The sequence below is a fragment of the Aliisedimentitalea scapharcae genome (genome assembly GCF_045277565.1).
In the GTDB taxonomy this organism is placed as follows: domain Bacteria; phylum Pseudomonadota; class Alphaproteobacteria; order Rhodobacterales; family Rhodobacteraceae; genus Aliisedimentitalea; species Aliisedimentitalea scapharcae.
In genome coordinates this window covers 3,275,747-3,298,191 of sequence record NZ_CP123584.1, presented here as the reverse complement: position 1 = coordinate 3,298,191, position 22,445 = coordinate 3,275,747, and the positions used below count along the sequence as shown (strand labels likewise).

The window sequence follows — 22,445 nt, the reverse complement described above, 5'->3', positions numbered from 1 at the left end:
CTCAACTCTGGTCGTTCATGAGTGATCAACAGTTGGGCGGGTCGGTCTTCATTTACAACATGGAGTTGACGTTTACGTAACCCGGACGCTGCGTCACAAAATGCTTGACGTAAGATCAGATTGCGTAAACATGAAAAATTGAAACTTTGTTACCCAACGGCAAGCGCCATGCCCCTGTCCGTGCACATGACATAACAGCCAGCACAGCAGGTGTTGGGGTGGTTTTAAAAGGGAATCGGGCCGGTTTCATACCCCGGCCAAGAATCACTTCTGCACGTATGACGTGCAGAAGTCGGTGTTTTGAAGTGCGTTGTGTCAGCCCAGGCTGGCCTTGGTGGCATCCCGCAGCTTGACCAGTTCCTGCAAGGCTTCATCCAGCTGTTCGCGCTGTTTTTCCAGCTCGATCTTTTGACGATCAGCCATTTCTACAAAAGCCTGCATCTGGGCCGTATTGCCGTCTTCTTCGTAGATCAGCAGCCATTGGCGGATTTCTTCGAGTTGGAACCCGAATTTGCGCCCCCGCATGATCAGTTTCATCCGCGCCACTTCGCGCGGGCCGTAATGTCTGGATCTGCCTTCACGGTCAGGTTGCAGTAATTCAATATATTCATAATACCGGAGCGTCCGCGGAGTTACATCGAACTCGGCACACATCTCCTTGAATGACAATTGTGTTTCGGTCATCCGTTCTCTCCCCTTGGGGCGCAACCTAAGGGGCGGTTCGCGCAAGCGCAACAGGTGGGGTTGCTCTTTGGGCGTGGTGCTGCTCAAAAGGTGAGGAGTTCAGACGCAGGAGCAAGGTTCGTGGTCGAGAAAGTCAAACTGGCCAAGCAGTTTATCGAAGCAATCCCCCATGCCAAGGAATTGGGAATGGAATTGACAGATATTGCCGAAGGCACGGCGACGATCACCATGCCTTATGACATGAAACTGGTTGGGGATCCGCAAACAGGCGTCATTCATGGTGGGGCCGTATCGGCATTGATGGATACCTGCTGCGGTGCCGCAGTCATGAGCCACCCTTCGGCTCCTGGAGGGACGGCCACCATTGATCTGCGTATTGATTACATGCGCGCGGCCACTCCGGGGCAATCGATCACGACCAAGGCGACCTGCCATCACATAACCCGAAATGTCGCCTTTGTCCGGGCTGTGGCCACCGATGACGACACCAACAGCCCGGTGGCAACAGCTTCGGGTGCCTTTACTGTGGAGAAACGGTTTTGACCCGCGCCCGTCCCGAGCCCATGCAGGAAGTGAAACAGCGACGTGATGCCGCGCTGAACGCGCTGGTGACTGCGGTGCCTTATATCCGGTTTCTTGACATCACGTTTGACCGGAGGGGGGATGAGCTGACCGCACAGCTGAATTTTGATGACAAGCTGATCGGAAATCCGTTCCTGCCTGCGATACATGGTGGGGTTACAGCTGCGTTTCTCGAAGTCACGGCTTCGATCACCCTGTGCTGGTCGCATTTGTGGCCCGATATCGAGGCCGGCAGAATTGATCCCGAAGCCATTGCCCGCGGGAAATTGCCGCGCCTGCCCAAGACCATTGATTTTACCGTTGATTACCTGCGGTCCGGGCTGCCGCGCGATGCCTATGCCCGGGCGACGATCTCGCGCGCAGGGCGGCGGTATGCGTCGGTGCATGTGGCCGCCTGGCAGGATCACAAGGACAAGCTGTTTGCCCAGGCCACCGGACATTTCCTGATGCCCCAAGTTCCGCCCGATGCAAAAACAGACTGACAGCATTCGCCCCCTGAGCCACGGGCGGGTGTTGAAAATCGCGGTTCCGATTGTCCTGTCCAATGCCACCGTTCCCATTCTGGGCGCGGTGGACACGGGCGTTGTGGGGCAACTCGGCGCTGCGGCACCCATCGGCGCGGTTGGCATCGGTGCCATTATCCTGTCGGCGTTGTATTGGATCTTTGGGTTTCTGCGGATGGGAACCGTCGGGTTGACCAGCCAGGCTGTTGGGGCTGGAGATCAGGCCGAAGTGTCGGCGTTGTTGACCCGGGCGCTGTTGTTGGGGGCCGCCGGCGGTGTGCTGGTCATCGCGCTTCAGCTGCCCCTGTTCTGGGTGTCGTTTCAAATGGCACCCGCCTCGCCCGAGGTCGAAGGCATGGCGCGGGAATATCTGGCCATCCGGGTCTGGTCGGCCCCGGCGGCCATCGGATTGTATGGCATCACCGGCTGGTTGATCGCACAAGAGCGCACCCGGGCAGTGCTGGTTGTTCAAGTCTGGATGAACGGGCTGAACATCCTGCTGGATCTGTGGTTTGTTCTGGGGCTGGACTGGGGCGTGAGCGGTGTCGCCGTTGCGACCTTTCTGGCTGAATGGTCGGGCTTTGCCTTGGGGTTGTGGTTTTGCCGACGGGCGTTTCATGTGCCGGACTGGCGCAATTGGGGGCAGGTTTTTGACTCTACACGGCTGAGACACATGGCCGTCGTCAATACAGATATCCTGATCCGGTCGCTTTTGCTTGAGGCGATGTTTGTGTCATTTCTGTTCTTTGGATCGGGATTTGGCGACGTCACCCTGGCGGCAAATCAGGTGCTGTTGCAGTTCCTGATGATCACGGCGTATGCGATGGATGGGTTTGCCTTTGCGGCCGAAACCCTGGTGGGGCAGGCGATCGGGGCCCGGCGACGGGATGCTCTGCGCCGCAGCGCCGGGCTGACCAGTTTTTGGGGGCTGGTTGTTGTGGTGGTCCTGGCCTTGATGTTTCTGCTGATTGGCGGATGGATGATTGATCTGATGGCGAAATCCGAGGACGTCCGCGCCGTGGCGCGTGTCTATTTGCCCTATATGGTTTTGGCACCACCTTTGGGGTGGGCCGCCTGGATGCTGGACGGGATCTTTATTGGTGCGACTGCGACCCGGGACATGCGCAACATGATGGTGATCAGCACGATTGTCTATTTTGCAACGGCTGCGGTTTTGTTGCCGGTTCTCGCCAATCACGGATTGTGGCTGGCGTTGCTGGTTTCCTTTGTTGCGCGCGGTGTCACCTTGGGATTACGCTATCGCGGGCTCGAAGCGCGCACAAATTGACCGGGGAATTGTCTCTGGACAACCTGATTGCAAACGCCTTGGATGCAAATGTCTGACGTTTTGCATCCGGACCATCGCTCTGGGATAAGTCGGGCAGACAAGGAGAAGGTTGCAATGACCACAAAGCCAGGCCATCGGTTTGACCGCGTTGGAGATGCCCCGATAATGAAAGCCGTCGTGACAACGGGGAACGGCGGCTATGACCGCCTGGTGTACAAGGACGTGGCGCGCCCCACAGCCGGTCCTGGCGAGGTGGTGCTTCGGGTTCTGGCTGCAGGCATGAACAACACCGAAATCAACACACGGTTGGGCTGGTATTCTGCCACGGTGACAACCGGAACCGAGGACGCGGCCGACACGCAGGAGCAGGCCCCCAGCGACAAGGCCGATGGGGGTTGGAACGCTGAAACTCCGTTCCCGTTCATTCAGGGCACGGACTGTTGTGGACGGGTGGTTCAGGTCGGGTCAGACGGTGACAAAACGCTGATTGGACGTCGGGTTCTGGTGCGATCCTGTATGCGTCCGCATGGGTTTTCGAGCCCGGAAAACATCTGGATGGGGTCTGACTTTGACGGGGCCTTTGCCCAATACGTCAAGGTTCCGGCCACTGAAATCTTTCCGGTCGATTGCACGTGGAGCGATGCGGAGCTGGCCACCATCCCCTGTGCTTATGGCACGGCGGAAAATATGGTGCATCGGGCGGGTATCTCTGCGGGCATGCGGGTTTTGGTCGCGGGAGCGTCGGGTGGGGTTGGGTCAGCGGTTGTGCAATTGGCCAAACGCCGTGGCGCTGTGGTCATCGGAATTGCCGGGACGTCAAAAATGGATCAGGTGCGGGCCATCGGGGCTGACCAGGTTGTCGATCGCGGCGCGGATCTGGTCGAGCAGCTGGGGACCGGCACGGTGGACGTTGTTGTCGACAATGTTGGCGGGGCCGGATTCGCGGCCATGCTGGCCGTGTTGAAACGCGGCGGGTCCTATGTGTCGTCGGGTGCCATCGGTGGCCCGATTGTCGAATTGGACATGCGGGTCTTTTATCTCAAGGACCTGACCCTGATCGGGACAACCGGTTGGGACGCGCCGGTGTTTCCCAACCTGATCTCCTATATCGAACGCGATGAAATTCGTCCGCTGGTGGCGCAGACTTTTCCCTTGTCTGACATCGCTCGGGCCCAGCAGGTCTTTTTGGAAAAGACCCATGTGGGCAATTTCGTTCTGATCCCGCCACAGGAGTGACGGTCGCTCCGGCTTTACAGCAGGGTTTCAATGGCCTCGACGGGGCGACCGATTACGGCCCGAGCGCCAGAAATGGCGATGGGGCGCTCGATCAGGATCGGGTGCGCCACCATGGCGCGAACCAATGTGTCCTCGTCGCTATCGGCGCTCAGGCCCAGCTCTTTGAACGCGGTCTCGCCTTGACGCATCATCTGGATCATTGACAGGCCCAACGCCTGCTGTACGGCGCGTATGTCCGCGGCGGAGGGAGTGTCTTGCAAATACAAACGGACCTGATGGGGGACCTCACGGTCCTGCAACAGGGCCAGACCCGCGCGGGATTTGGAACAGCGCGGGTTGTGCCAATAGGTGATCACAGCCAATCCTCCCGTTTGCTGCCCACGGCCTGAGCAACTGTGTCAAACCCGTCTCGGGCCAGCAGGTGATCCAGCCCCCGGGCAATGTCCGACGCCAGCGAAATGCCACCATAGACCAGCGCCGTATACAGTTGAACCGCGCTGGCTCCGGCGCAGATTTTGGCATAGGCCTGTTCGGCCGTTGCGATGCCGCCGACGCCGATGATGGGAATGTCACCGTCCAACAACAGGCTGAGACGGGCCAGAACCCGGGTCGATTTTTCGAACAGAGGTGCCCCGGACAGGCCGCCGGTTTCGTCCTTGAACACGCTTTTCAGCCCATCGCGCGACAGGGTGGTGTTGGTGGCAATCACCGCGTCGATGCCGGTGTCCCGGGCGACTTCGGCAATGTCACGGATTTCTGCATCGCTCAGATCTGGGGCGATCTTCAGAAACACCGGCACACGACGCTCTAATGTGTCACGGGTGTCGATCACCCCGGTCAACAACGCTGACAGGGCGGCCTTGCCCTGTAGGTCACGCAGTTTTTCGGTGTTGGGTGACGAGACGTTGACCGTGGCAAAGTCCAGATGCGCGCCGCAATGGGCCAAGACGCGGGCAAAATCGCTGGCGCGATCGCTGCTATCCTTGTTTGCACCCAAATTCAGGCCGATCACCGCATTCGCAGGACGACGGGCCAGGCGGGCAGCAATCGCCTCCATCCCTTCGTTGTTGAAACCAAAGCGGTTGATGGCGGCCTGATCTTCGGTCAGGCGGAACAGGCGGGGCTTGGGGTTGCCGGGCTGTGGACGTGGCGTGGCGGCTCCGACTTCGATGAAGCCGAACCCTGAGTTGGACAGAGGAACCAGAGCCTCGGCATTCTTGTCGAACCCGGCGGCCAATCCCACGGGATTGGGCAGATCAAGACCGGCCACCGTTGTACGCAGACGCGGCGTGCTCACCGGACCGTGCGACGCTGCCAGCCCCTTTTGCAGAACCTTCAAGGCCACTCCATGGGCGGTTTCCGGGTCCATCTTATGCAGGGCGCTCAATCCGATGCGTTCGATCAGCTTCATGATGTCAGCTCTCCAGCCGGTTACAGGGACAATGTGGGTCAGACCATCTGGTCGGGAAACTGATGCGCTCCATTGACCAGCGGCAGCGGCTTGCACCACAGGACGTCATCTAGACGCAACGTGCGATAGAGATGCGGGAACGCGGCACCCCCACGCGATACCTCCCATTTCAGATCTTCGCCCATGGCGCTGCCGTCGCAGGCCAACAGAACCAGCCCTTGTGCTCCGGCAAAATGTTTGGCGGCGGTTTCAGCAGCCTGGGAGGCGGTGGAAAAATGCACGAACCCATCGGCCAGATCGACCGGCGCGCCCGCAGTTTCACCTTCGCGTTGCAATGTGGCCCATTCGTCGGCCCGAAAGATCTTGTATATCAGCATATGTGCCTGATGCCGTGACAGGGGCCGGGAATCAAGAGGCATGCCGGGTTATATTGACGTCAAGGAACGCTGATATGGCTTCCGCAGGGCCGCCCTTCCCTTTGACAGGGCCGGGTCGGATGCGCACCATACAAAAAAAAGAACCATCAACGATCGGGGAGATCAATTATGTTCGCGCGTTTTCTGACATCTGCGGCAATTCTGGCGGTTTCGGCCGGCATGGCCGCAGCCGAGTACACATTGACCATTCTGCACACCAATGACTTTCATTCCCGGTTTGAACCGGTCAGCAAATATGACAGCGGCTGTCGCGACGGCGACAATGAGGCGGGCAAATGTTTCGGCGGCTCGGCGCGGTTGGTCACGGCAATCGCCGACGCGCGGGCGCGCAGCACCAATTCTATTCTGGTCGATGGTGGCGACCAATTTCAGGGATCGCTGTTCTATACGTATTACAAGGGCAAACTGGCCGCGGAAATGATGAACGCGCTGGCGTATGACGCGATGACGGTCGGGAACCACGAATTCGACGATGGGCCAAAGGTGCTGCGCGGGTTCATGGATGCGGTGAATTTTCCGGTGTTGATGTCCAATGCCGATGTCAGCGCCGAACCTGAGCTCGCCGGGGTATTGCAGAAATCCACCGTGATTGAAAAGGGCGGAGAGAAGATCGGCCTGATCGGCCTGACTCCGCAGGACACGGATGAGCTGGCTAGCCCAGGCAAGAACATCACATTCAGCGATCCGGCTACGGCGGTGCAGGCCGAAGTTGACCGGCTGACAGCCCAAGGCGTGACCAAGATCATCGTGCTGAGCCATTCGGGTTATGTCCAGGACCAGAGAATTGCGGCTGAAACAACCGGGATCGACGTCATTGTGGGCGGGCATTCCAACACGCTGCTCTCCAATGTGTCGGACCGCGCGGCAGGACCGTATCCTACGGTTGTGAATGATGTGCCAATTGTCCAGGCCTATGCCTATGGCCGGTTTCTGGGCGAACTGAACGTCACCTTTGACGACGCGGGGCAGGTGATCAGCGCTGTGGGCGAACCGCTGATCATGGACGCGACCGTGACCGAAGACGCAGCAACCGTGGCGCGGATCGGTGAAATGGCCAAACCGCTGGAAGAAATCCGCAACAAGGTGATCGGGAAAGTCGCGTCCAAGGTCGAAGGCGATCGTTCGATCTGTCGGGTGCAGGAATGCCAGGTGGGTAATCTGGTGGCTGACGCCATGCTGGACCGGGTCCGGGATCAGGGGGTAACCATCGCCATTACCAATTCTGGTGGCGTGCGGGCGAGCATCGAACCGGGCGAGGTCACCATGGGCGAAGTGCTGACGGTACTGCCGTTTCAGAACACGCTGTCGACCTTTGAAATCACGGGTGCCGGGCTGGTGGCCGCGCTGGAAAACGGGGTCAGCCAGGTTGAAGAGGTCAAAGGCCGCTTTCCTCAGGTCGCTGGCCTCAGCTTTGCCTTTGATCTGTCACAGCCTGCGAACGCAGGTCGGGTGTCGGATGTGATGGTGGATCACGGGGACGGGCCGACTCCGATTGATCTGGATAGAACCTATCTGGTGGTAACCAACAATTATGTCCGCAATGGTGGCGACGGGTACAAGATGTTCGCGGGCGACGATCGCAACGCCTATGACTTTGGCCCGGATCTGGCCGATGTTATGGCCGAATATCTGGCTGATCACATGCCGTATCAACCCTATCTGGATGGGCGGATCGTGCAAAAGTAATCAGGCTGGGTTTTCAGCGGGATTGGTTCGTGGCAGATAACGGTCATGGACCACCCGCTGTTTGATCTGATTGATGCCAGGATAAAACGTGCCCAGGAAGACGGCGCGTTTGATGATTTGCCGGGCGCGGGCAAGCCGCTGCCTCAGGTCGAGGATCCCGAAAACGAAGTGATCAACCGCATTTTGCGCGACAATGGAGCGGTCCCGGAATTTGTTATCCTGTCACGCGAATTGGCCCGGTTGCGCAACGAACTGCGCGACGCTGATGATCGGACCCGTCGCGCTGATATCCTGCGGGAAATGTCGATGATGGACGCCAAGATCGCTTTGGCGCGCAAGGGCTGAAATCGGGCCTCAGCCCTGTTGCACGCCGGGCCAAAGGTTCGGGTCCAAGCCCGAGATGAACGGCGTCAGCATTGTTTCATACGGTTTCCAGCTGCCCACCGACCGGCTGTGTACGGGCTGGCGCACCTGATTGGCGCTGAGCGTCAGGACCGGTCCGGTGCTGCGTTCCGGGTGGGCCATGTCTTCGACCCATTTCAACCCGATGTGATCCGCCAGTCTACGGCTTTGACCGTCGACATCCGTAACGAGATCTTCGTATTGCACATCCAATATCTGACCTGGAAAGACACTGTGCCAATGGGCCATCAGCCCGGCATACAGATTGAACCGATGTGCCATGGCAGCCAGATCATAGGTATATGACAGGGCCTTGCCCGAAAAATGGGCCTGCCACATCGACAGCGCGACATCGCGCGGATCGCGGCACATATGGACGATGCGCGCGTGGGGATAGGCTGTCAGCAAAGCGCCGATGAGCCGATAGTTTTCCGGCATCTTGTCGATATAGAACCGAATGCCGTCTGGCAAAGCAGGCAGCCGCTCCTGATCGCGGGCGACAAATTGCGCGCAGGCAGCGGTGTCAAACGCAATGTCATTTTCCAGGAAAGGCGCGAGCAGCACGCCGGGCACTGCCCGTTCGCCCAATGGGCAGACATTTGGATGCGCCCCCAACAGTGTTTCGGTCAGCGTCGTCCCCGAACGCGGCAACCCCAGCACATAGATCGGAGTGGGCCCGGATGGGGCAGGGGCTTGGACCTGATCCGCGCCCGCGTTGAACCGGGTCCTGAGACTTTCGAACTGTTGGCTGTCACCGTCGCTGTCAAACGGCATGATATGTGCCAAGGCCCCATTGGCCTGGGTCAGGTGGCTGGCAAATTTCTCTTGCTCGCCTGCCTGTCGCGCCATTCGGGCCAGCGCAAAATGAAGACGGGCCGCATCGCTGGATTGGCGGGGCGCGGTTTTGAGCGCACGTCGCGCAATCGGTTCCAGATCGGCATTGGCCGCCGCCGCGTTCAAGGCTGCCAATTGTTCGATGGCCTGTGCGTGTCCGGGGGCCTGCCCGAGAATGGTCTGGAACTGATCTCGGGCCCCATCCTGATCACCGGATTCGAGCAATTGCATGGCCAGACGCAACCGCGCATTCAGATGTGTTGGGGCCAGGTGCACAGCGCGTTCGGCGGCCTCTAGCGCCTCGGCGTGGCGGGTCTGACGGGCCAGGGGCAGGCTGATATTCACCAGGGCTTCGACATCATTGGGGTTCAGCGTCAGCGCAGTTTGGAAATCGGCGATCGCCTCGGCCTCATCTCCCAACATGTTGCGCGCAACACCACGCAGGTTCAGCGCGCGGGGCTGGCGGGTGTTCAGCTCCAGCGATCGGGTCGCGGCATCTGCCGCTGCGCGCGGTTGCCCACAATTCAGCAGCGCCTGACCCTTCAAATACCAGCCGTCCGGGTCCTTGGGAGCCCCTTCGAGCAAGCGATTCAGCAGGGTCAACGCTGTGTCGGACTGTTGCAACAAGATCAATGCCTGTGCCAGATTGCGCCGCGCATCGTGGAACGTGGGGTCCAGACCCAGCGCCTTTTTGAAATACCCTGCCGCATCGCGATGTTTGCCCTGCGAAGACAACGCGATCCCGGCGAAATTCGGAAAAGCCGGGTGGGATTTGTACCGCTTCATCCCGGATTTGGCCACTTTCAACACGGTTTTGTATCTGCCCTGATTCAAAGCGGTCAGGGCCTCGTGAAGTGTGGAGTCTAGGCTCATGTCTTGTCCGTGAATAAATACAGGAAAACGGCGTGTTCGATTTGCCGTGCGCAACCGCCGGGGGCATAGGGTGCAGCACATAAAAGGTCAAATGGGCAGAACGTGCAATGCCAAATGCTTGGCCAGCGGTGACCGGATCGGTATGCTTTGGGCATGTGTGGACGATTTGCCGTAACCCTGCCCAATGATGCCATGGCCCAGCTGTTTGCGGCGCAACCCGCCAATGCGTTGCCAGAGGTGCCCAACTTTAATGTCTGCCCGACCACGCAGGTGCATGTGGTGCGCAGCGCAGAAACCGGGCGACAGTTGGGGCAAATGCGATGGGGGTTTCTGCCGCATTGGTACAAGCAGGAAACCGCCGGGCCGTTGTTGATCAACGCCCGTGCCGAAACCATTGCGGAAAAACCGGCCTTTCGCGATGCCTGCCGCAACCGGCGCTGTCTGATTGTGGCAACCGGATTCTACGAGTGGACCAAGACGGAAACCGGCACCCGGTTGCCGTGGTATATTCACCGCCGCGATGGCGCTCCGATTGCCTTTGCCGGGATCTGGCAAAACTGGGGAACCGAGACGCCCCATCCCACCTGCGCCATCGTCACCACCGGGGCCAATGCCCATATCTCCCAGCTCCATCACCGGATGCCGGTCATTGTCGAACAACCGGACTGGGGTCTGTGGTTGGGCGAGCAGGGGCATGGGGCGGCCCGTCTGATGCGCACAGGGGCCGAAGATCTTTTGCGGTTTCATCGCGTCAATCCACAGGTCAATTCGAACCGGGCCAGCGGGCCCGCGTTGATTGAACCCTATGAGGAGCCGGAGGGGCTCTCGTGATCTAATCCGCTTCGGGGGTGATTTGAGGTGCCCGGCTCCTGTCATTGCCGGCATTTGTGGCCTTTTGCAGCAGGTGCAGCATCTGGGCCTGCTCTGCTTCGCTGAGCCCGGCCAAAATATCGGGCTGGGCGGCCTGTACATGCGCGCTGGCCGTCCGAAGCAGGTCCTGACCGGCGGTGGTCAGCGTCAGCACGCGGGCGCGCCGATCCGAGGCCGACACATCGCGTTGGATCAGGTCCCGGTTCTGGAGCCGGTCGATCACCTTGCCCAATGTGGCGCGGTCATAAGCCACCAATCCCGCAACCGTTGCCTGATCGATCCCCGGATAGTCACGGATTGCGCAAAGAGCAGCATATTGCACCGGGGTCAGCGACAGCCCGGCCTGGGCCATGCGGTCCATGAAACACGCCACCGAAATCTGGTTCAGTCGGCGGATCAGGTGTCCGGGCATTGCATAGATTTCCATCGGGTCTCCGGCAGGGAATGGCTGTTACACCTTCTATTTTCAGGCTTTGTCGCGGCCAAGGCAAGCGGCGGGAGGCCGCAGGTGCTTTTCCTGCCCGCGCAGGCAGGGTAGAGGGAGGGCATGGCTCTCAGTTTTTCGACCCTTCCCGATTTGTATGCGCATGGTTTTGATGCGGTTATCGACGTGCGCAGCCCTGCCGAGTTCGCCGAAGACCATTTGCCCGGCGCGATGAACCTGCCGGTTCTGGACAACGAAGAACGGGCCGAGGTCGGCACGATCTATGTCCAGCAAAGCCCGTTTCTGGCGCGCAAGATCGGCGCAGCCAAAGTGTTCCGCAACGCAGCCCACCACATTGAAACCCGATTGCAGGGCCACGAGGGCGGCTGGCGTCCGTTGATCTATTGCTGGCGCGGCGGGCAGCGGTCCGGGTCGTTCACCTGGATGTTGCAACAGATCGGCTGGCGGGCGGATGTGGTGCAGGGGGGGTATCAGACCTATCGGCGGCTGGTGAACCAGTATCTGTACAAAGATGCGCTTCCGCATCGCTTTGTTGCGCTGGACGGCTACACCGGAACCGCAAAAACCGAATTGATCAAGCGGGTGGCTGCGCGTGGCGCGCAAGTTCTGGATCTCGAAGGGATGGCACATCACCGGGGTTCGCTGTTGGGGGGGATGGTCGAACCGCAACCCAGTCAAAAAGCGTTTGAAAGCGCCCTGGCGGGGGCTTTGTGTCAGTTGGATCCGACGCGCCCCGTGTTGATCGAGGCGGAGTCCAACAAGATCGGCCAGCGGATTATTCCGCCCAGCCTGTGGAGCCGGATGAAGATCACACCCCGGATCGATCTGTCGGTACCGATTGCTGCGCGGTGTGCCTATCTGGTCCAGGCCTATGACGACATCCTGTCTGACGCGGCGCGGCTCAAGGCGCGGCTGGATCCGTTGCGGGCCTATCGCGGCCATGCGGTGGTCGATGGTTGGATCGACCGGATTGACGCGGGCGACAAACCGGGGGTGACGCGGGCGCTGATGCAGCAGCATTATGACCCGGCCTATGACAAATCACGCCGGGCCATCGACGCCCAGGTCACAGGGCGCATAGAGATAGCACAGCTGGATGAGCCAGGTTTGTCCGACGCAGCGGACCGGATTACCGAGATGCTTGAGCGACTGTGACGGGTGGGCAGAGGTCGGCCTGTCTGCCTTCAGCTCAGCGATATTCCGATTGGTCCGTTGATCATCTCTCCGATGATTGCGGCGGGATAGCCGCTGGCACGCAGCGCCTCGCACAGCTGTGTGGCCTGATCTGGTGCGACCGCCGCCAATAGTCCCCCCGCCGTTTGTGGATCAAACAGCAAATCGGCGACATTACCCTGAGGCAGGTTGGGCAGGACAGCCCGATTTTCGGGAAAAAGCGACGAGCGAACCCCCTGTTTGGCCAGAGATGCCGCCCCCTTCATCAGGGGAATGGTCGACAGGTCGAGACGGGCTGCGACCTGAGACGCGTCGCAGATGCCCATCAGGTGCCCGGCCAGCCCAAATCCGGTCACATCTGTCATGGCATGGGCCGTGGCCAGGACCTGGGCAGCCTGGCCCTGGGGCATCATCATCAGATCCAGCGCGGCGGCGATGTCATCTCCGTGGGCAATTCCCGCCATCTCGGCGGCCATGAGCGTACCGGATCCGATGGGTTTGGTCAGGATCAACGCATCCCCTGCTTGGGCCCCGGCCAATGTGATCGGGTCGCGCGCGCACAGACCGGTGACGGTGAACCCCAACGTCATTTCATCACCTACGGAACTGTGACCGCCGACAATTTCGGCACCGGCCTCACGCATTGTTTCGGTCGCTGTGGTCATGATTTCCGATAGCGTCCGTTCCTGCAAGGCAGGCGACAGGCGGGGCAGGATCACGCTGGCCAAAGCGGCCTGTGGCGTGGCCCCCATCGCCCAGATGTCGCCCAAGGCGTGATTGGCGGCAATGCGGGTCATCATCACCGGATCCGGCGTCAGGGTGCGCAAATGATCCGTGCTGATCACCTGACGGGCCGACCCGATGCGCAACAGGGCGGCATCATCGCCGGGCAGCATTTCAATGTCACTGCGCGACGTCGAAGCCATCGGTGCCAGAGCCGCACGTAACGCGGGTTGCCCGATTTTGGCCCCGCAGCCTCCGCACATGGGTTTGTCACCCAGGGCGGCCTGCATGTCCTGGGCGTGGGGCTGGGGCAATTCGGGTTGCTCCATTTTGGGCAGGTCACGGAACTTCTGCATAAAGCTTTGGTCGATGCGGTTTTTCCACGTCCACATCAGGGGCCCGGACCATGTGGCGGCAAACCGTTCTGCCAGCGCCTGTTTGTCGCCCATCGAAATCAGTTTCAGATAGTCCTTTTGCGCCCGATAGGGGCGCAGGCTGTGACCGCTCATCGTGGCACATAGGTTGTGATACAGGATCGGTGCCTGACGCACGGCATAAACCCCGGCCTTGGGGCGGGGCGATGCCGTCAGATGCGCGCAATCTCCTGTGGCAAAGACCGCCGGGTCCGAGCTGCGCAGCTGTGCATCGACAGAGATGAAACCATTCTCCAACGCAAGCCCGGTTTCCGACACCCAATCATAGGGCCGCGCGCCCGCTGCCCCTGTGGTGAAATCGGACCGGATCAGACGCGTGTCGGCGAGCCGGATACCGTCGGCTTCGATCCCTGCAATCTCGACGTTCTCATGCAGGGTCACCCCCTGTTCCGACAGGGCCTGGATCAGCCGGGCTCGCGCCTTGGTGCCGATGGCCATCAGCGCCTGGGCATTGTCGATCAGATGCGCTTGGGCCAGGCGTCGGCGTTGTTTCAGCGCATGTGCCATGGCCAGGATCAGCTCGACCCCGGCAACGCCGCCGCCAATCACGGCCACATGGGCGGGGGTATCGCCTGCGCGATAATGATCCCAGCGGGCGGCAAAGGGGCCGAGCGGCTTGGCCGGAATGGCGTGGTCGGCAAAGCCGGGCAGGGCGGGCATGTCCGACGTGATGCCGATGTCGACCGAAGCCACGTCAAAGCCGATCGGCGGGCGTCCCGGCACATGTACAACCCGGGCCTCCAGATCCAGTCCCGTTGCCGCACCCAGAACCACACGCGCCCCGGCAAAACGGGCCAGTTTCACCAGGTCGATGTCCAGCTCCCAGCGGTCATAATGTCCAGCGACAAAGCCGGGCAACATGCCTGAGTAGGGGGCCGTGGCACCGGGGTTGATCACCGTGACCCGCGCGCCGGGCAGCGGATTCATGCCCCATTTGCGCAACACCAATGCGTGCGCGTGGCCGCCTCCGATCAGCACCAGGTCACGGGTTGCAGGCAGACGGGGCATATCCATAGGTTGCGTCTTTCAGCACTGCGCCCGCAGCGCGGCGGCTACGGGCGGCATTCAGGTTTCAACACTTGGGCAGGTCAGCCTTGGGCCGGATCCGCCTTTTCCTTGTCAACGTCATGTGTGGCCCACAGCCCATCCTCTCCCGGGGATGGCATGGTCTCGGGCGTTTCTCGCCTGTGAATGTGAACCTTGGCAATGAAATTTGCCGTGATCGGTGCCGTGAGGAACAGGAACAGCGTGATCAACAGTTCGTGCATTGACGGATGGTGTTCAATCGACGCCGCATGCAACATCGAAGCAATCAAAACCCCGCCAACCCCCAGGGTCGTCGCCTTGGTCGGAGCGTGCAGCCGTGACATCGGGTCATCCAGTTTGATCAACCCATATGATCCGACAAACCCAAAAATCCCGGCAACAACGAGACAGGCGGCAATCGCGACTTCAAAGATCATCTCCATGTTCCGGTCCTCACTCGATGATGTTGCCACGCAGGATGAACCGCGCGTAGGCCACTGTAGAAACGAACCCCAGCATGGCGATGATCATGGCGGCTTCGAAAAAGATCTCGGACCCGACGGCGATGCCATACAGAACCATGACAGCGATGGCATTGATGAACATCGTGTCCAGCGCCAGGATCCGGTCGGCCACGTTCTGGGCGGTCATGACCTTCCACAGGTTCAACAGAACCGCAGCGCCAAAGCAGGTGAAGGCAAAGATGGCGGCATAGGTGATCATTCGAAAATCTCCTTCAGGCGGGCCTCGTAACGGTCCTTGATCTCATCGCAGACGGCATCAGGGTCCGGGGCATCCAGGCAGTGCACCAACAAGGCGTGGCCTTCGGCTGAAACATCAGCAGCAACCGTACCCGGGGTCATGGTGATTGTTCCGGCCAGAACCGTGATCGCTTCGGGCGTGCGCAGCTCCAGCGGCACCGAAATCCAGGCCGGTTTGCGTGCTGCGTTGGATTTGAACAACACAATGCGGGCGACGACAACGTTGGCCGCAACGATGTCCCACAACACCACGAGGATGTATTCGACAACTTTGAGCGGGTTACGCAGCTTGGGACGGTTTGGCCAATAGGGTTGGGTGATGAATGGAATCACGATCCCCAGGAACAGGCCAAACAACAGCGAATTGTGCGAATAGCTGTTGACCAGCAACAGCCAGACTCCGGTCAACAGCAGGGTGAGCAGGGGATGCGGGAATACCCGTCTAAGCAGCTTCATTGCGGCGTCCTCTTCATCACGGCGTCGATATAGGGCGCGGGGTCAAACAGATACTGCGCGGTCGCCTCGGAATAATCCATGACCTGCCCCGAGAACACAGTCAGCAGAACCAGCCCACCCATCAGACCAAAGATGGCCACGAACGGCAGCTTGCCGGTGTGGGGGCCGGGGTCTTCGTTATCGGGCTGGGTTTCGTCGATGGGCAATTCAGGTTCGGATTCGCGGAAATGGCTGGCGTCATGGCTCTCCCAGAACAGAATTGTCCCGGCGCGGGCAAAGCCCACGATCGTGATCAGCGACGAAACCAGAATGACGGCCCAGATCATCCAGACCTGATCGGTGCCGCGCGCGGCATCCATCACCAGCAGCTTGCCGACAAAGCCCGACAGCGGTGGCATCCCGGCGAGCGCAATGGCTCCGACAAAGAACAGGACTGAAATCAGCCCGCTTTGCGGCATCGGACGTTGGGCAACAATGGCACCGCCTCGTCGCTCCATCACCAGGTCAGCGACCAGAAACAGCACGGCCGAAGCCAGTGTCGAATGGACCGTGTAATACAATGCCGCCGCCGCAGCTTCGGGGGTGAACATGGAAATCGACACCAAAAGCGTGCCCACCGATGCGATCGACCCAAAGGCAATCAGCCGTCCGATTTCGCGCGCGCCCAGCACCCCGATGGACCCAACGGCCAGTGTGATCAGCGCAGCAGGCAACAGCCAGTCGCCCACCAATCCCGCGGTCACAGAAACCTCGGGGCCGAACACCAGCGTAAAGACACGTAAGATCGCATAGGCGCCCACCTTGGTCATGATCGCAAACAGCGCGGCCACGGGCAGAGGCGCATTTGCATAGGACGCCGGCAGCCAAAAGTGCAGCGGCAGAACGGCGGCCTTGATCGCAAAGACCAGCAGCAGCATCACCGCACCGACCCGCAACAGGGCCGTATCATCAGGCGACAGTTCGGCCACACGCAGGGCCAGATCCGCCATGTTCAGCGTGCCGGTCACCGAATAGATGGTACCAAGCGCAAACAGGAACAGGGACGACCCGAGCAGGTTATAGACCACATATTGCACCCCTGCCTGCAGCCGGACTGCACCGCCGCCGTGGATCATCAGGCCATAGGAGGCAATCAGCAGGACTTCGAAGAACACGAACAGGTTGAACGCATCCCCAGTGAGAAAAGCGCCCAGAATACCCATCAGCTGAAAGTGAAACAGCGCATGGAAATTGCGTCCGCGTGCGTCCCAACCGGTGCCGACGGCATAAAGGATCACACCCAACGCCAGCAGGGTGGTCAGCACGGCCATCAGGGCCGACAGCTGATCCAGCACCAGAACAATACCAAAAGGCGCAGGCCAGTTGCCCAGGTCATAGACCTGAACTGACCCATCCGATACCTGCGCGGCCAGGATCAGGGAAATGACCGCCAGCGCGATGGTGCCGGCAATCGAAAACACCCGTTGCAAGTCCAGATGATGACGGATCACCATGATGATGAACGGGCCCAGCACTGCGGGCAGGACAACGGGGGCGATGATCAGATGGCTCATGCCTCGTCTCCTGTGTTGGTCGCATCGTCGGTCATGTTGACCCGATCAGTGCGCGCACTCAGATAAGCACCCAGCGCGATCATCACCACCACCGCCGTCATGCCGAACGAAATCACGATGGCCGTCAGCACCAGCGCCTGCGGCAGCGGGTCGGAATAGGGCACATCGGCGTATTTGTTCAGGATCGGAGGCGCGTTGGTGGCCAGCCGTCCGGCGGCAAAGATGAATACATTCACCGCATAGCTCAGCAGCGAAAGCCCCAGGATGACCGGAAAGGTACGCTGGCGCAGGATCAGATAGATCCCCGCAGCGGTCAGCATGCCTACGGCGCTGGCGACAAGAAACTCCATCGTCAGACCTCGTTTGTGTTCTTGGGCGCGTCATCACGGGCCGGGTTGATATCCATGGCGTGTTCACTGTCCATGCCGGGTTGCCAGGCCAACCGGGCCAGGCTTTCCAGCGCCAACATCACCGCACCGACAACCGCGAGGAAAACCCCCAGATCAAACAGCGCAGCGGTGGCCAGTTCGAATTTCTCCAGGCCCGGCAGATAGACATAGCCAAAATCCGACGTCAGGAACGGCACGTCATTGAACCAGGCCCCCATGCCAGTGATCGCAGCAATCAACACCCCGGCACCGATGATGCCGTGAAAGAAGAACCGCTGTCGTTCCATCGCCCAGGTAAAGCCAGAGGCCATATATTGCATGATCACCGCAATCGCCGCGACCAAACCGGCGATGAAACCGCCGCCGGGCAGGTTGTGACCGCGGAAGAAGATATAGGCCGCAACCATCAGCGCGATGGGCATCATCACGCGGGTTGCGACAACCATCATCAGCGGGTGCGGGTCGCCGTCCTGGGGTTGATCCGGTTTGCGGTTCAGCAGGCGGGCCCGCACGCGCGACCCCAACAAGGCTTCTGTCAAGGCATAGATGACAATGGCGGCGATCCCCAAAACGGTGATTTCCCCAAAGGTATCAAAGCCCCGGAAATCCACCAGGATCACATTGACCACATTGGTGCCCCCACCGCCGGTATAGGAATTGGCCAGATGGAATTCCGCGATCGACGGCGCGATGAAATCGCGGGTCATCAGCGCATAGACCAGCGCGCCGATACCGGCGCCCGATCCAATCGCCAGCACCCCGTCGCGCAGCTTGCGACCGAGCGAACTTTCGTGTGGGGTTTCCTTTGGCATGAAATTCAACGCCAGCAGCATCAGAATGATGGTCACGACTTCAACCGAAATCTGGGTCAGGGCCAGATCGGGGGCGGACAGATAGTTGAACGCCATCGACACCACCAACCCGATGACCCCGATCAGGATCAAGGCCAGGAACCGGTTGTGGTGTTTGAAGATGACGGCACCGGTGGCCCCGATCAGACACATCCAGGCAATCACTGGAAGCGCACCAACCGACTGCACGTCGCGGGTTGGGGCCGCGGCAACACCGGTCAGATAGGCATAGCCGCCCAGCCCCAGCACAAATACCACAAAAATCGCGGCATACCGGGTGATCGATCCATTGTGCAGCGCATCCGTAATGGCATTGGCCAGATCCGAGAAAAAGCTGATGATCGCCTCGAAGATGATCTTGGCTTCGGGGCGGGGCAGGGCGTTCCAGATGGCCTGCAGCTGGCGGTGACGCCACAACAACAGCGCACCAATGGCGGTGGCGGTCGCCGACATGAACAAGGCGGTGTTGAACCCGTGCCAGACGGCCAGATGTATATGTTCGAAATGGTCGCCCGCGCCGGTGACGGCTGCGGCGGTCACTTCGACCAGCGGCGCAGCGATGGTCTGTGGGAACAGGCCGATCAGCACCACCAGACAGGTCAGGAACGCCGGGGCCAGCCACATGCCGACACCGGGGTCATGGGGATGGGCCGGATAATCGTGGCGTTTGGGCCCCAGGAACACATGCACGATATAGCGGAACGAATAGGCCGCCGAGAACAGCGCGGCGACAACTGCCAGAACAGGGAACACATAAGGGGATCCGGCCCAGACCGTGTGCAGGGTTTCCTCCAGCATCATCTCCTTGGAGATGAAACCGTTGAACGGGGGAATGCCCGCCATCGACAGCGCCGCAACCAGCGCGATGGTGAATGTCACTGGCATCAGGTGGCGCAGGCCGCCCAGCCGTTTGATGTCGCGGGTGTGGGCTTCGTGGTCCACGATCCCGGCCGACATGAACAAGGCCGCCTTGAACGTCGCGTGGTTGATGATGTGAAAGACGGCGGCCGTGGCCGCAGCGGTGGTGCCAAAACCCAGCAACATGGTGATCAGACCCAGGTGGCTGACCGTCGAAAAGGCGAGCAGCGCCTTGAGATCATCCTTGAACAAGGCAATCACCGCGCCGATCAGCATGGTGATCAGGCCTGTGGTGGCAACGATATAGAACCATTCCGGCGTGCCGGCCAGAACCGGCCACATGCGGGCCATCAGGAATATCCCGGCCTTTACCATGGTGGCCGAGTGCAGATAGGCCGACACAGGTGTTGGTGCTGCCATCGCGTGGGGCAGCCAGAAATGGAACGGGAATTGCGCCGATTTGGTGAAACACCCGGCCAGAATCAACAGCAGCGCTGGCAGGTAATAGGGCGACGCCTGGATCAGATCCTTGTTTTGCAGGATCACCGACAGATCATAGGATCCGACGATATTGCCCAGGATCAACATACCACCGATCATCGCCAAGCCACCCATACCGGTGACCGTCAACGCCATCCGCGCGCCTGCGCGCCCTTCGGGCAAGTGTTTCCAATACCCGATCAGCAGGAAGGACGACAGCGACGTCAGCTCCCAGAACACCAGCAAAAGCAGGATGTTGTCCGACAGGACAATCCCGACCATCGCCCCTTGAAACAGCAGCAGATAGGCATAGAAATTTCCCATTGGATCTTCGCGGGACAGGTAAAAGCGCGCGTAGATGATGATCAACAGTCCGATGCCAAGAATCAGACCGGCAAACAGCAGCCCCAAACCGTCGAGAAAGAAGTTGGCATTCAACCCCAGGCCGGGAAGCCAGTCCAGTTGGGCGTGCAGAACCTGTCCCTGCATCACTGCGGGTGCGTTGACCAGCAAGCCGATCAAGGCCAGCAAAGTTACCAGCCCGGCGGACATAGACGACGCATTGCGTCCGGCGCGGATCAGGAGAGCGGGAAAGATAGCTCCGAGAAAGGGCAGGGCTGCAATCAGAAATAGGGACACGTCGCGCGTTCTCCTGCTGTGCGGGCAAATTTGTTCATGCCTAATTAATTTTTGCCCAGTGTTCCAGTCCCGGTCGCGCTTGCAGAGCGTGAATCCGGCGAACAGACCAGCTGGTGCGACATTAATTCCGCAGCTGGCCTTATGATTGGCCCGGAATTGCATGGGTCAGATGACAGGAAGGTGATCAGGACACTCTGGGCGAGGGCTCAATTCGCGGGCCGTTTCATGTTAGGCGTCTCGCAGGGAGACGCATGAAGTGAGGCACAGGTCGGATGCGAGAGAGCAATAAAAGCCACTCCACTCTTTCACGGCGCAAGGTCATTGTCGTTGGCGCAGTGGGTGCGGCGGCATTGGTCGGGGGGGCGTGGTGGCGTCGTCAGGCCCCGGACTATGACGGCGGCAAGCTGACGGTTGCGCAGGCCCATCAGCAGGCCAAATCCGGTGCCGTGATCCTGATCGACATTCGCACTCCGCGTGAATGGCGCGCGACCGGCATTGGTGACGGCGCGCATCCCATCGATATGCGGCGGGATGATTTCGTGGCCGCGCTACAGTCGGTTGCCGGGTCGGACCCATCGGCTCCGATTGCGCTGATCTGTGCCCGGGGCGTGCGCTCTGCGCGGATGAGCCTGCGGCTCAGCGCGGCCGGGTTCTCCAATATCATCGACGTCCCCGAGGGCATGTTGGGATCGGGGGCCGGACCGGGATGGATTCGCGCCGGGCTCCCCGTTGAAAAATGGCAGGAAACTCAGGGATGACGAACAGTTGGTCGTTACGGGCGCTAGGCTGCGCGGTTTCGGTGTGTGCGGGACTGCTGGCTGGCCAGGCCAGAGCCGGGTGCGGGACTGCCTCCGAGGCCTGCAGCATGGACAGCGGACGGTATCATATCGTTTTACCGCCTCCGGATGAGGCCAACAATGCAGGCACCGCTGCGCCCGTCGTGATGGTCCTGCATGGCTATGGCGGCTCGGGCGCTGGTGTGCTGAAAATGCGCACCATGGTCGATGGGTTGACGCAGCGGGGCTATGCGGTGATTGCGCCGACGGCTGAACGGCGCAACGGAGGCAACCGGATCTGGGTGTTCTACCCGGGATGGGAAGGCCGCGACGACGCTGCGTTTCTGCGCGATGTGGTGGCTGACGCCGCGAACCGGTTCAATGTCTCTGACACCCGGGTCTTGCTGTCGGGGTTCTCGGCGGGTGCCTTTATGGTGAATTATCTGGCCTGTGCCACACCAGAAGCCTATCCAGCCTATGCACCGGTGTCCGGCGGGTTCTGGCGCCCGATGCCGACCAGCTGCAAGGGACCGGTCAGGCTGTTCCATACGCATGGGTGGCGTGACGGGGTTGTGCCGCTGGAAGGACGCAAGCTGTCCAATGGAAAATTCGAGCAGGGCGACATTTTTGCTGGGCTCGAGATCTGGCGCGACGCCAATGGATGTGATGGGCACAAACCCGGTCGGACCGGGCAGTCGGGCTCCTTTCTATACCGATCCTGGAATGAGTGTGCCCCCGGTGCCGCGTTGCAGCTGGCGCTGTTCCCTGGTGGTCACCAAGTGCCCAAAGGCTGGGCCGATCTGGTTTTGGACTGGTTCGAAACACAGGTGCCTGACGACGATACGGATCGGTGAGATTAGGGGCCGGTGAGGTCAGGCAGGCGGGACTCGGTGGGCAGGACCACGCGGGATTTTGGGTTGAACGGTATCAAAGGGTTGGAATCTGCCGGCGGATGCGGGGTTTCACAGTGGCCTGCTGCATCTGTGCCCATCTGGCGACGTAGCCTGGGCGTATTCCGCCCGCCGGCTCTGCGTGGTTCTCTCTGGTTCTGATGAACACTGTCGAGGCCGCACAC

23 protein-coding genes are annotated in these 22,445 nt (G+C 60.3%); 10 read left to right on the top strand and 13 right to left on the bottom strand.

Going from position 1 to position 22,445, the window contains the following annotated elements; all coding sequences use genetic code 11:
* Nucleotides 1-315: 315 nt before the first annotated feature.
* Nucleotides 316-684: a MerR family DNA-binding transcriptional regulator gene (locus QEZ52_RS15420; protein ID WP_406645323.1), complete on the bottom strand. Its 369-nt coding sequence runs from the start codon at nt 682-684 to the stop codon at nt 316-318.
* A 120-nt stretch (nt 685-804) separates the two neighbouring features.
* Here QEZ52_RS15420 and QEZ52_RS15415 point away from each other — a divergent pair, with 120 nt between their 5' ends.
* From QEZ52_RS15415 to QEZ52_RS15400, 4 genes are all read left to right on the top strand, one after another.
* On the top strand, nt 805-1,227 hold the full coding sequence (locus QEZ52_RS15415) for a PaaI family thioesterase (RefSeq protein WP_406645322.1): 423 nt from the start codon (nt 805-807) through the stop codon (nt 1,225-1,227).
* Nucleotides 1,224-1,748, top strand: coding sequence for a PaaI family thioesterase (locus QEZ52_RS15410; RefSeq protein WP_406645321.1), 525 nt, complete (start codon nt 1,224-1,226; stop codon nt 1,746-1,748). Before QEZ52_RS15415 ends, QEZ52_RS15410 begins: the two co-directional genes overlap by 4 nt.
* Complete coding sequence (locus tag QEZ52_RS15405) at nt 1,732-3,057, top strand: MATE family efflux transporter (protein WP_406645320.1); 1,326 nt, start codon at nt 1,732-1,734, stop codon at nt 3,055-3,057. Before QEZ52_RS15410 ends, QEZ52_RS15405 begins: the two co-directional genes overlap by 17 nt.
* A gap of 114 nt (nt 3,058-3,171) precedes the next feature.
* Nucleotides 3,172-4,293, top strand: coding sequence for a zinc-binding dehydrogenase (locus QEZ52_RS15400; RefSeq protein WP_406645319.1), 1,122 nt, complete (start codon nt 3,172-3,174; stop codon nt 4,291-4,293).
* Nucleotides 4,294-4,307: 14 nt separating this feature from the next.
* Here QEZ52_RS15400 and arsC read toward each other — a convergent pair whose 3' ends face one another.
* Genes arsC through QEZ52_RS15385 form a run of 3 tightly spaced genes read right to left on the bottom strand, consistent with a single transcriptional unit; the run spans nt 4,308 to nt 6,081 of the window.
* Nucleotides 4,308-4,649, bottom strand: a complete 342-nt coding sequence (arsC, locus tag QEZ52_RS15395) for an arsenate reductase family protein (RefSeq protein WP_406645318.1) — start codon at nt 4,647-4,649, stop codon at nt 4,308-4,310.
* Entirely contained in the window at nt 4,646-5,704 is a 1,059-nt protein-coding gene (locus tag QEZ52_RS15390; protein WP_406645317.1) for a quinone-dependent dihydroorotate dehydrogenase, read from the bottom strand. Before QEZ52_RS15390 ends, arsC begins: the two co-directional genes overlap by 4 nt.
* Nucleotides 5,705-5,742: 38 nt before the next feature.
* Entirely contained in the window at nt 5,743-6,081 is a 339-nt protein-coding gene (locus tag QEZ52_RS15385) for a DUF952 domain-containing protein (RefSeq protein ID WP_406645316.1), read from the bottom strand.
* A gap of 168 nt (nt 6,082-6,249) precedes the next feature.
* Here QEZ52_RS15385 and QEZ52_RS15380 point away from each other — a divergent pair, with 168 nt between their 5' ends.
* Both QEZ52_RS15380 and QEZ52_RS15375 read left to right on the top strand, forming a co-directional pair.
* On the top strand, nt 6,250-7,827 hold the full coding sequence (locus QEZ52_RS15380) for a bifunctional metallophosphatase/5'-nucleotidase (protein ID WP_406645315.1): 1,578 nt from the start codon (nt 6,250-6,252) through the stop codon (nt 7,825-7,827).
* Between the two features lie 45 nt (nt 7,828-7,872).
* Complete coding sequence (locus tag QEZ52_RS15375) at nt 7,873-8,172, top strand: DUF1992 domain-containing protein (RefSeq protein ID WP_406645314.1); 300 nt, start codon at nt 7,873-7,875, stop codon at nt 8,170-8,172.
* 9 nt (nt 8,173-8,181) lie between these two features.
* Here QEZ52_RS15375 and QEZ52_RS15370 read toward each other — a convergent pair whose 3' ends face one another.
* Nucleotides 8,182-9,936, bottom strand: a complete 1,755-nt coding sequence (locus QEZ52_RS15370; RefSeq protein ID WP_406645313.1) for a tetratricopeptide repeat-containing sulfotransferase family protein — start codon at nt 9,934-9,936, stop codon at nt 8,182-8,184.
* A gap of 153 nt (nt 9,937-10,089) precedes the next feature.
* Here QEZ52_RS15370 and QEZ52_RS15365 point away from each other — a divergent pair, with 153 nt between their 5' ends.
* Nucleotides 10,090-10,767: an SOS response-associated peptidase gene (locus QEZ52_RS15365; protein ID WP_406645312.1), complete on the top strand. Its 678-nt coding sequence runs from the start codon at nt 10,090-10,092 to the stop codon at nt 10,765-10,767.
* A gap of 1 nt (nt 10,768) precedes the next feature.
* Here the strand turns inward: QEZ52_RS15365 and QEZ52_RS15360 are convergent, their stop codons facing one another.
* Nucleotides 10,769-11,233: a MarR family winged helix-turn-helix transcriptional regulator gene (locus QEZ52_RS15360; RefSeq protein WP_406645311.1), complete on the bottom strand. Its 465-nt coding sequence runs from the start codon at nt 11,231-11,233 to the stop codon at nt 10,769-10,771.
* 120 nt (nt 11,234-11,353) lie between these two features.
* Here QEZ52_RS15360 and mnmH point away from each other — a divergent pair, with 120 nt between their 5' ends.
* Entirely contained in the window at nt 11,354-12,406 is a 1,053-nt protein-coding gene (gene mnmH / locus QEZ52_RS15355) for a tRNA 2-selenouridine(34) synthase MnmH (RefSeq protein ID WP_406645310.1), read from the top strand.
* 29 nt (nt 12,407-12,435) lie between these two features.
* Here the strand turns inward: mnmH and selD are convergent, their stop codons facing one another.
* The 7 genes from selD to QEZ52_RS15320 form a co-directional block, all read right to left on the bottom strand.
* Nucleotides 12,436-14,595 (bottom strand): selenide, water dikinase SelD, encoded by a 2,160-nt coding sequence (gene selD, locus QEZ52_RS15350; RefSeq protein ID WP_406645309.1) that lies wholly within the window; start codon nt 14,593-14,595, stop codon nt 12,436-12,438.
* A 74-nt stretch (nt 14,596-14,669) separates the two neighbouring features.
* The gene (locus tag QEZ52_RS15345; RefSeq protein WP_406645308.1) at nt 14,670-15,050 is read right to left on the bottom strand and encodes a monovalent cation/H(+) antiporter subunit G; all 381 of its coding nucleotides are present in this window, start codon (nt 15,048-15,050) and stop codon (nt 14,670-14,672) included.
* A gap of 10 nt (nt 15,051-15,060) precedes the next feature.
* Nucleotides 15,061-15,330, bottom strand: a complete 270-nt coding sequence (locus QEZ52_RS15340) for a K+/H+ antiporter subunit F (protein WP_406645307.1) — start codon at nt 15,328-15,330, stop codon at nt 15,061-15,063.
* On the bottom strand, nt 15,327-15,824 hold the full coding sequence (locus QEZ52_RS15335; RefSeq protein WP_406645305.1) for a Na+/H+ antiporter subunit E: 498 nt from the start codon (nt 15,822-15,824) through the stop codon (nt 15,327-15,329). The genes QEZ52_RS15340 and QEZ52_RS15335 overlap by 4 nt, the downstream gene beginning before the upstream one ends.
* On the bottom strand, nt 15,821-17,377 hold the full coding sequence (locus QEZ52_RS15330; protein WP_406645304.1) for a monovalent cation/H+ antiporter subunit D: 1,557 nt from the start codon (nt 17,375-17,377) through the stop codon (nt 15,821-15,823). The genes QEZ52_RS15335 and QEZ52_RS15330 overlap by 4 nt, the downstream gene beginning before the upstream one ends.
* A complete protein-coding gene (locus QEZ52_RS15325) occupies nt 17,374-17,727 on the bottom strand; it encodes a cation:proton antiporter subunit C (protein WP_406645303.1) in 354 nt (117 codons plus the stop codon). The genes QEZ52_RS15330 and QEZ52_RS15325 overlap by 4 nt, the downstream gene beginning before the upstream one ends.
* 2 nt (nt 17,728-17,729) lie before the next feature.
* Nucleotides 17,730-20,594: a monovalent cation/H+ antiporter subunit A gene (locus QEZ52_RS15320; RefSeq protein ID WP_406645302.1), complete on the bottom strand. Its 2,865-nt coding sequence runs from the start codon at nt 20,592-20,594 to the stop codon at nt 17,730-17,732.
* Nucleotides 20,595-20,866: 272 nt separating this feature from the next.
* Here QEZ52_RS15320 and QEZ52_RS15315 point away from each other — a divergent pair, with 272 nt between their 5' ends.
* Together QEZ52_RS15315 and QEZ52_RS15310 are read left to right on the top strand one after the other, a co-directional pair.
* A complete protein-coding gene (locus tag QEZ52_RS15315; RefSeq protein WP_406645301.1) occupies nt 20,867-21,352 on the top strand; it encodes a rhodanese-like domain-containing protein in 486 nt (161 codons plus the stop codon).
* Nucleotides 21,349-22,224 carry an alpha/beta hydrolase family esterase gene (locus tag QEZ52_RS15310; protein WP_406645300.1) on the top strand — a complete coding sequence of 292 codons (876 nt, stop codon included), beginning with the start codon at nt 21,349-21,351 and terminating at the stop codon, nt 22,222-22,224. The genes QEZ52_RS15315 and QEZ52_RS15310 overlap by 4 nt, the downstream gene beginning before the upstream one ends.
* Nucleotides 22,225-22,445: the final 221 nt, after the last annotated feature.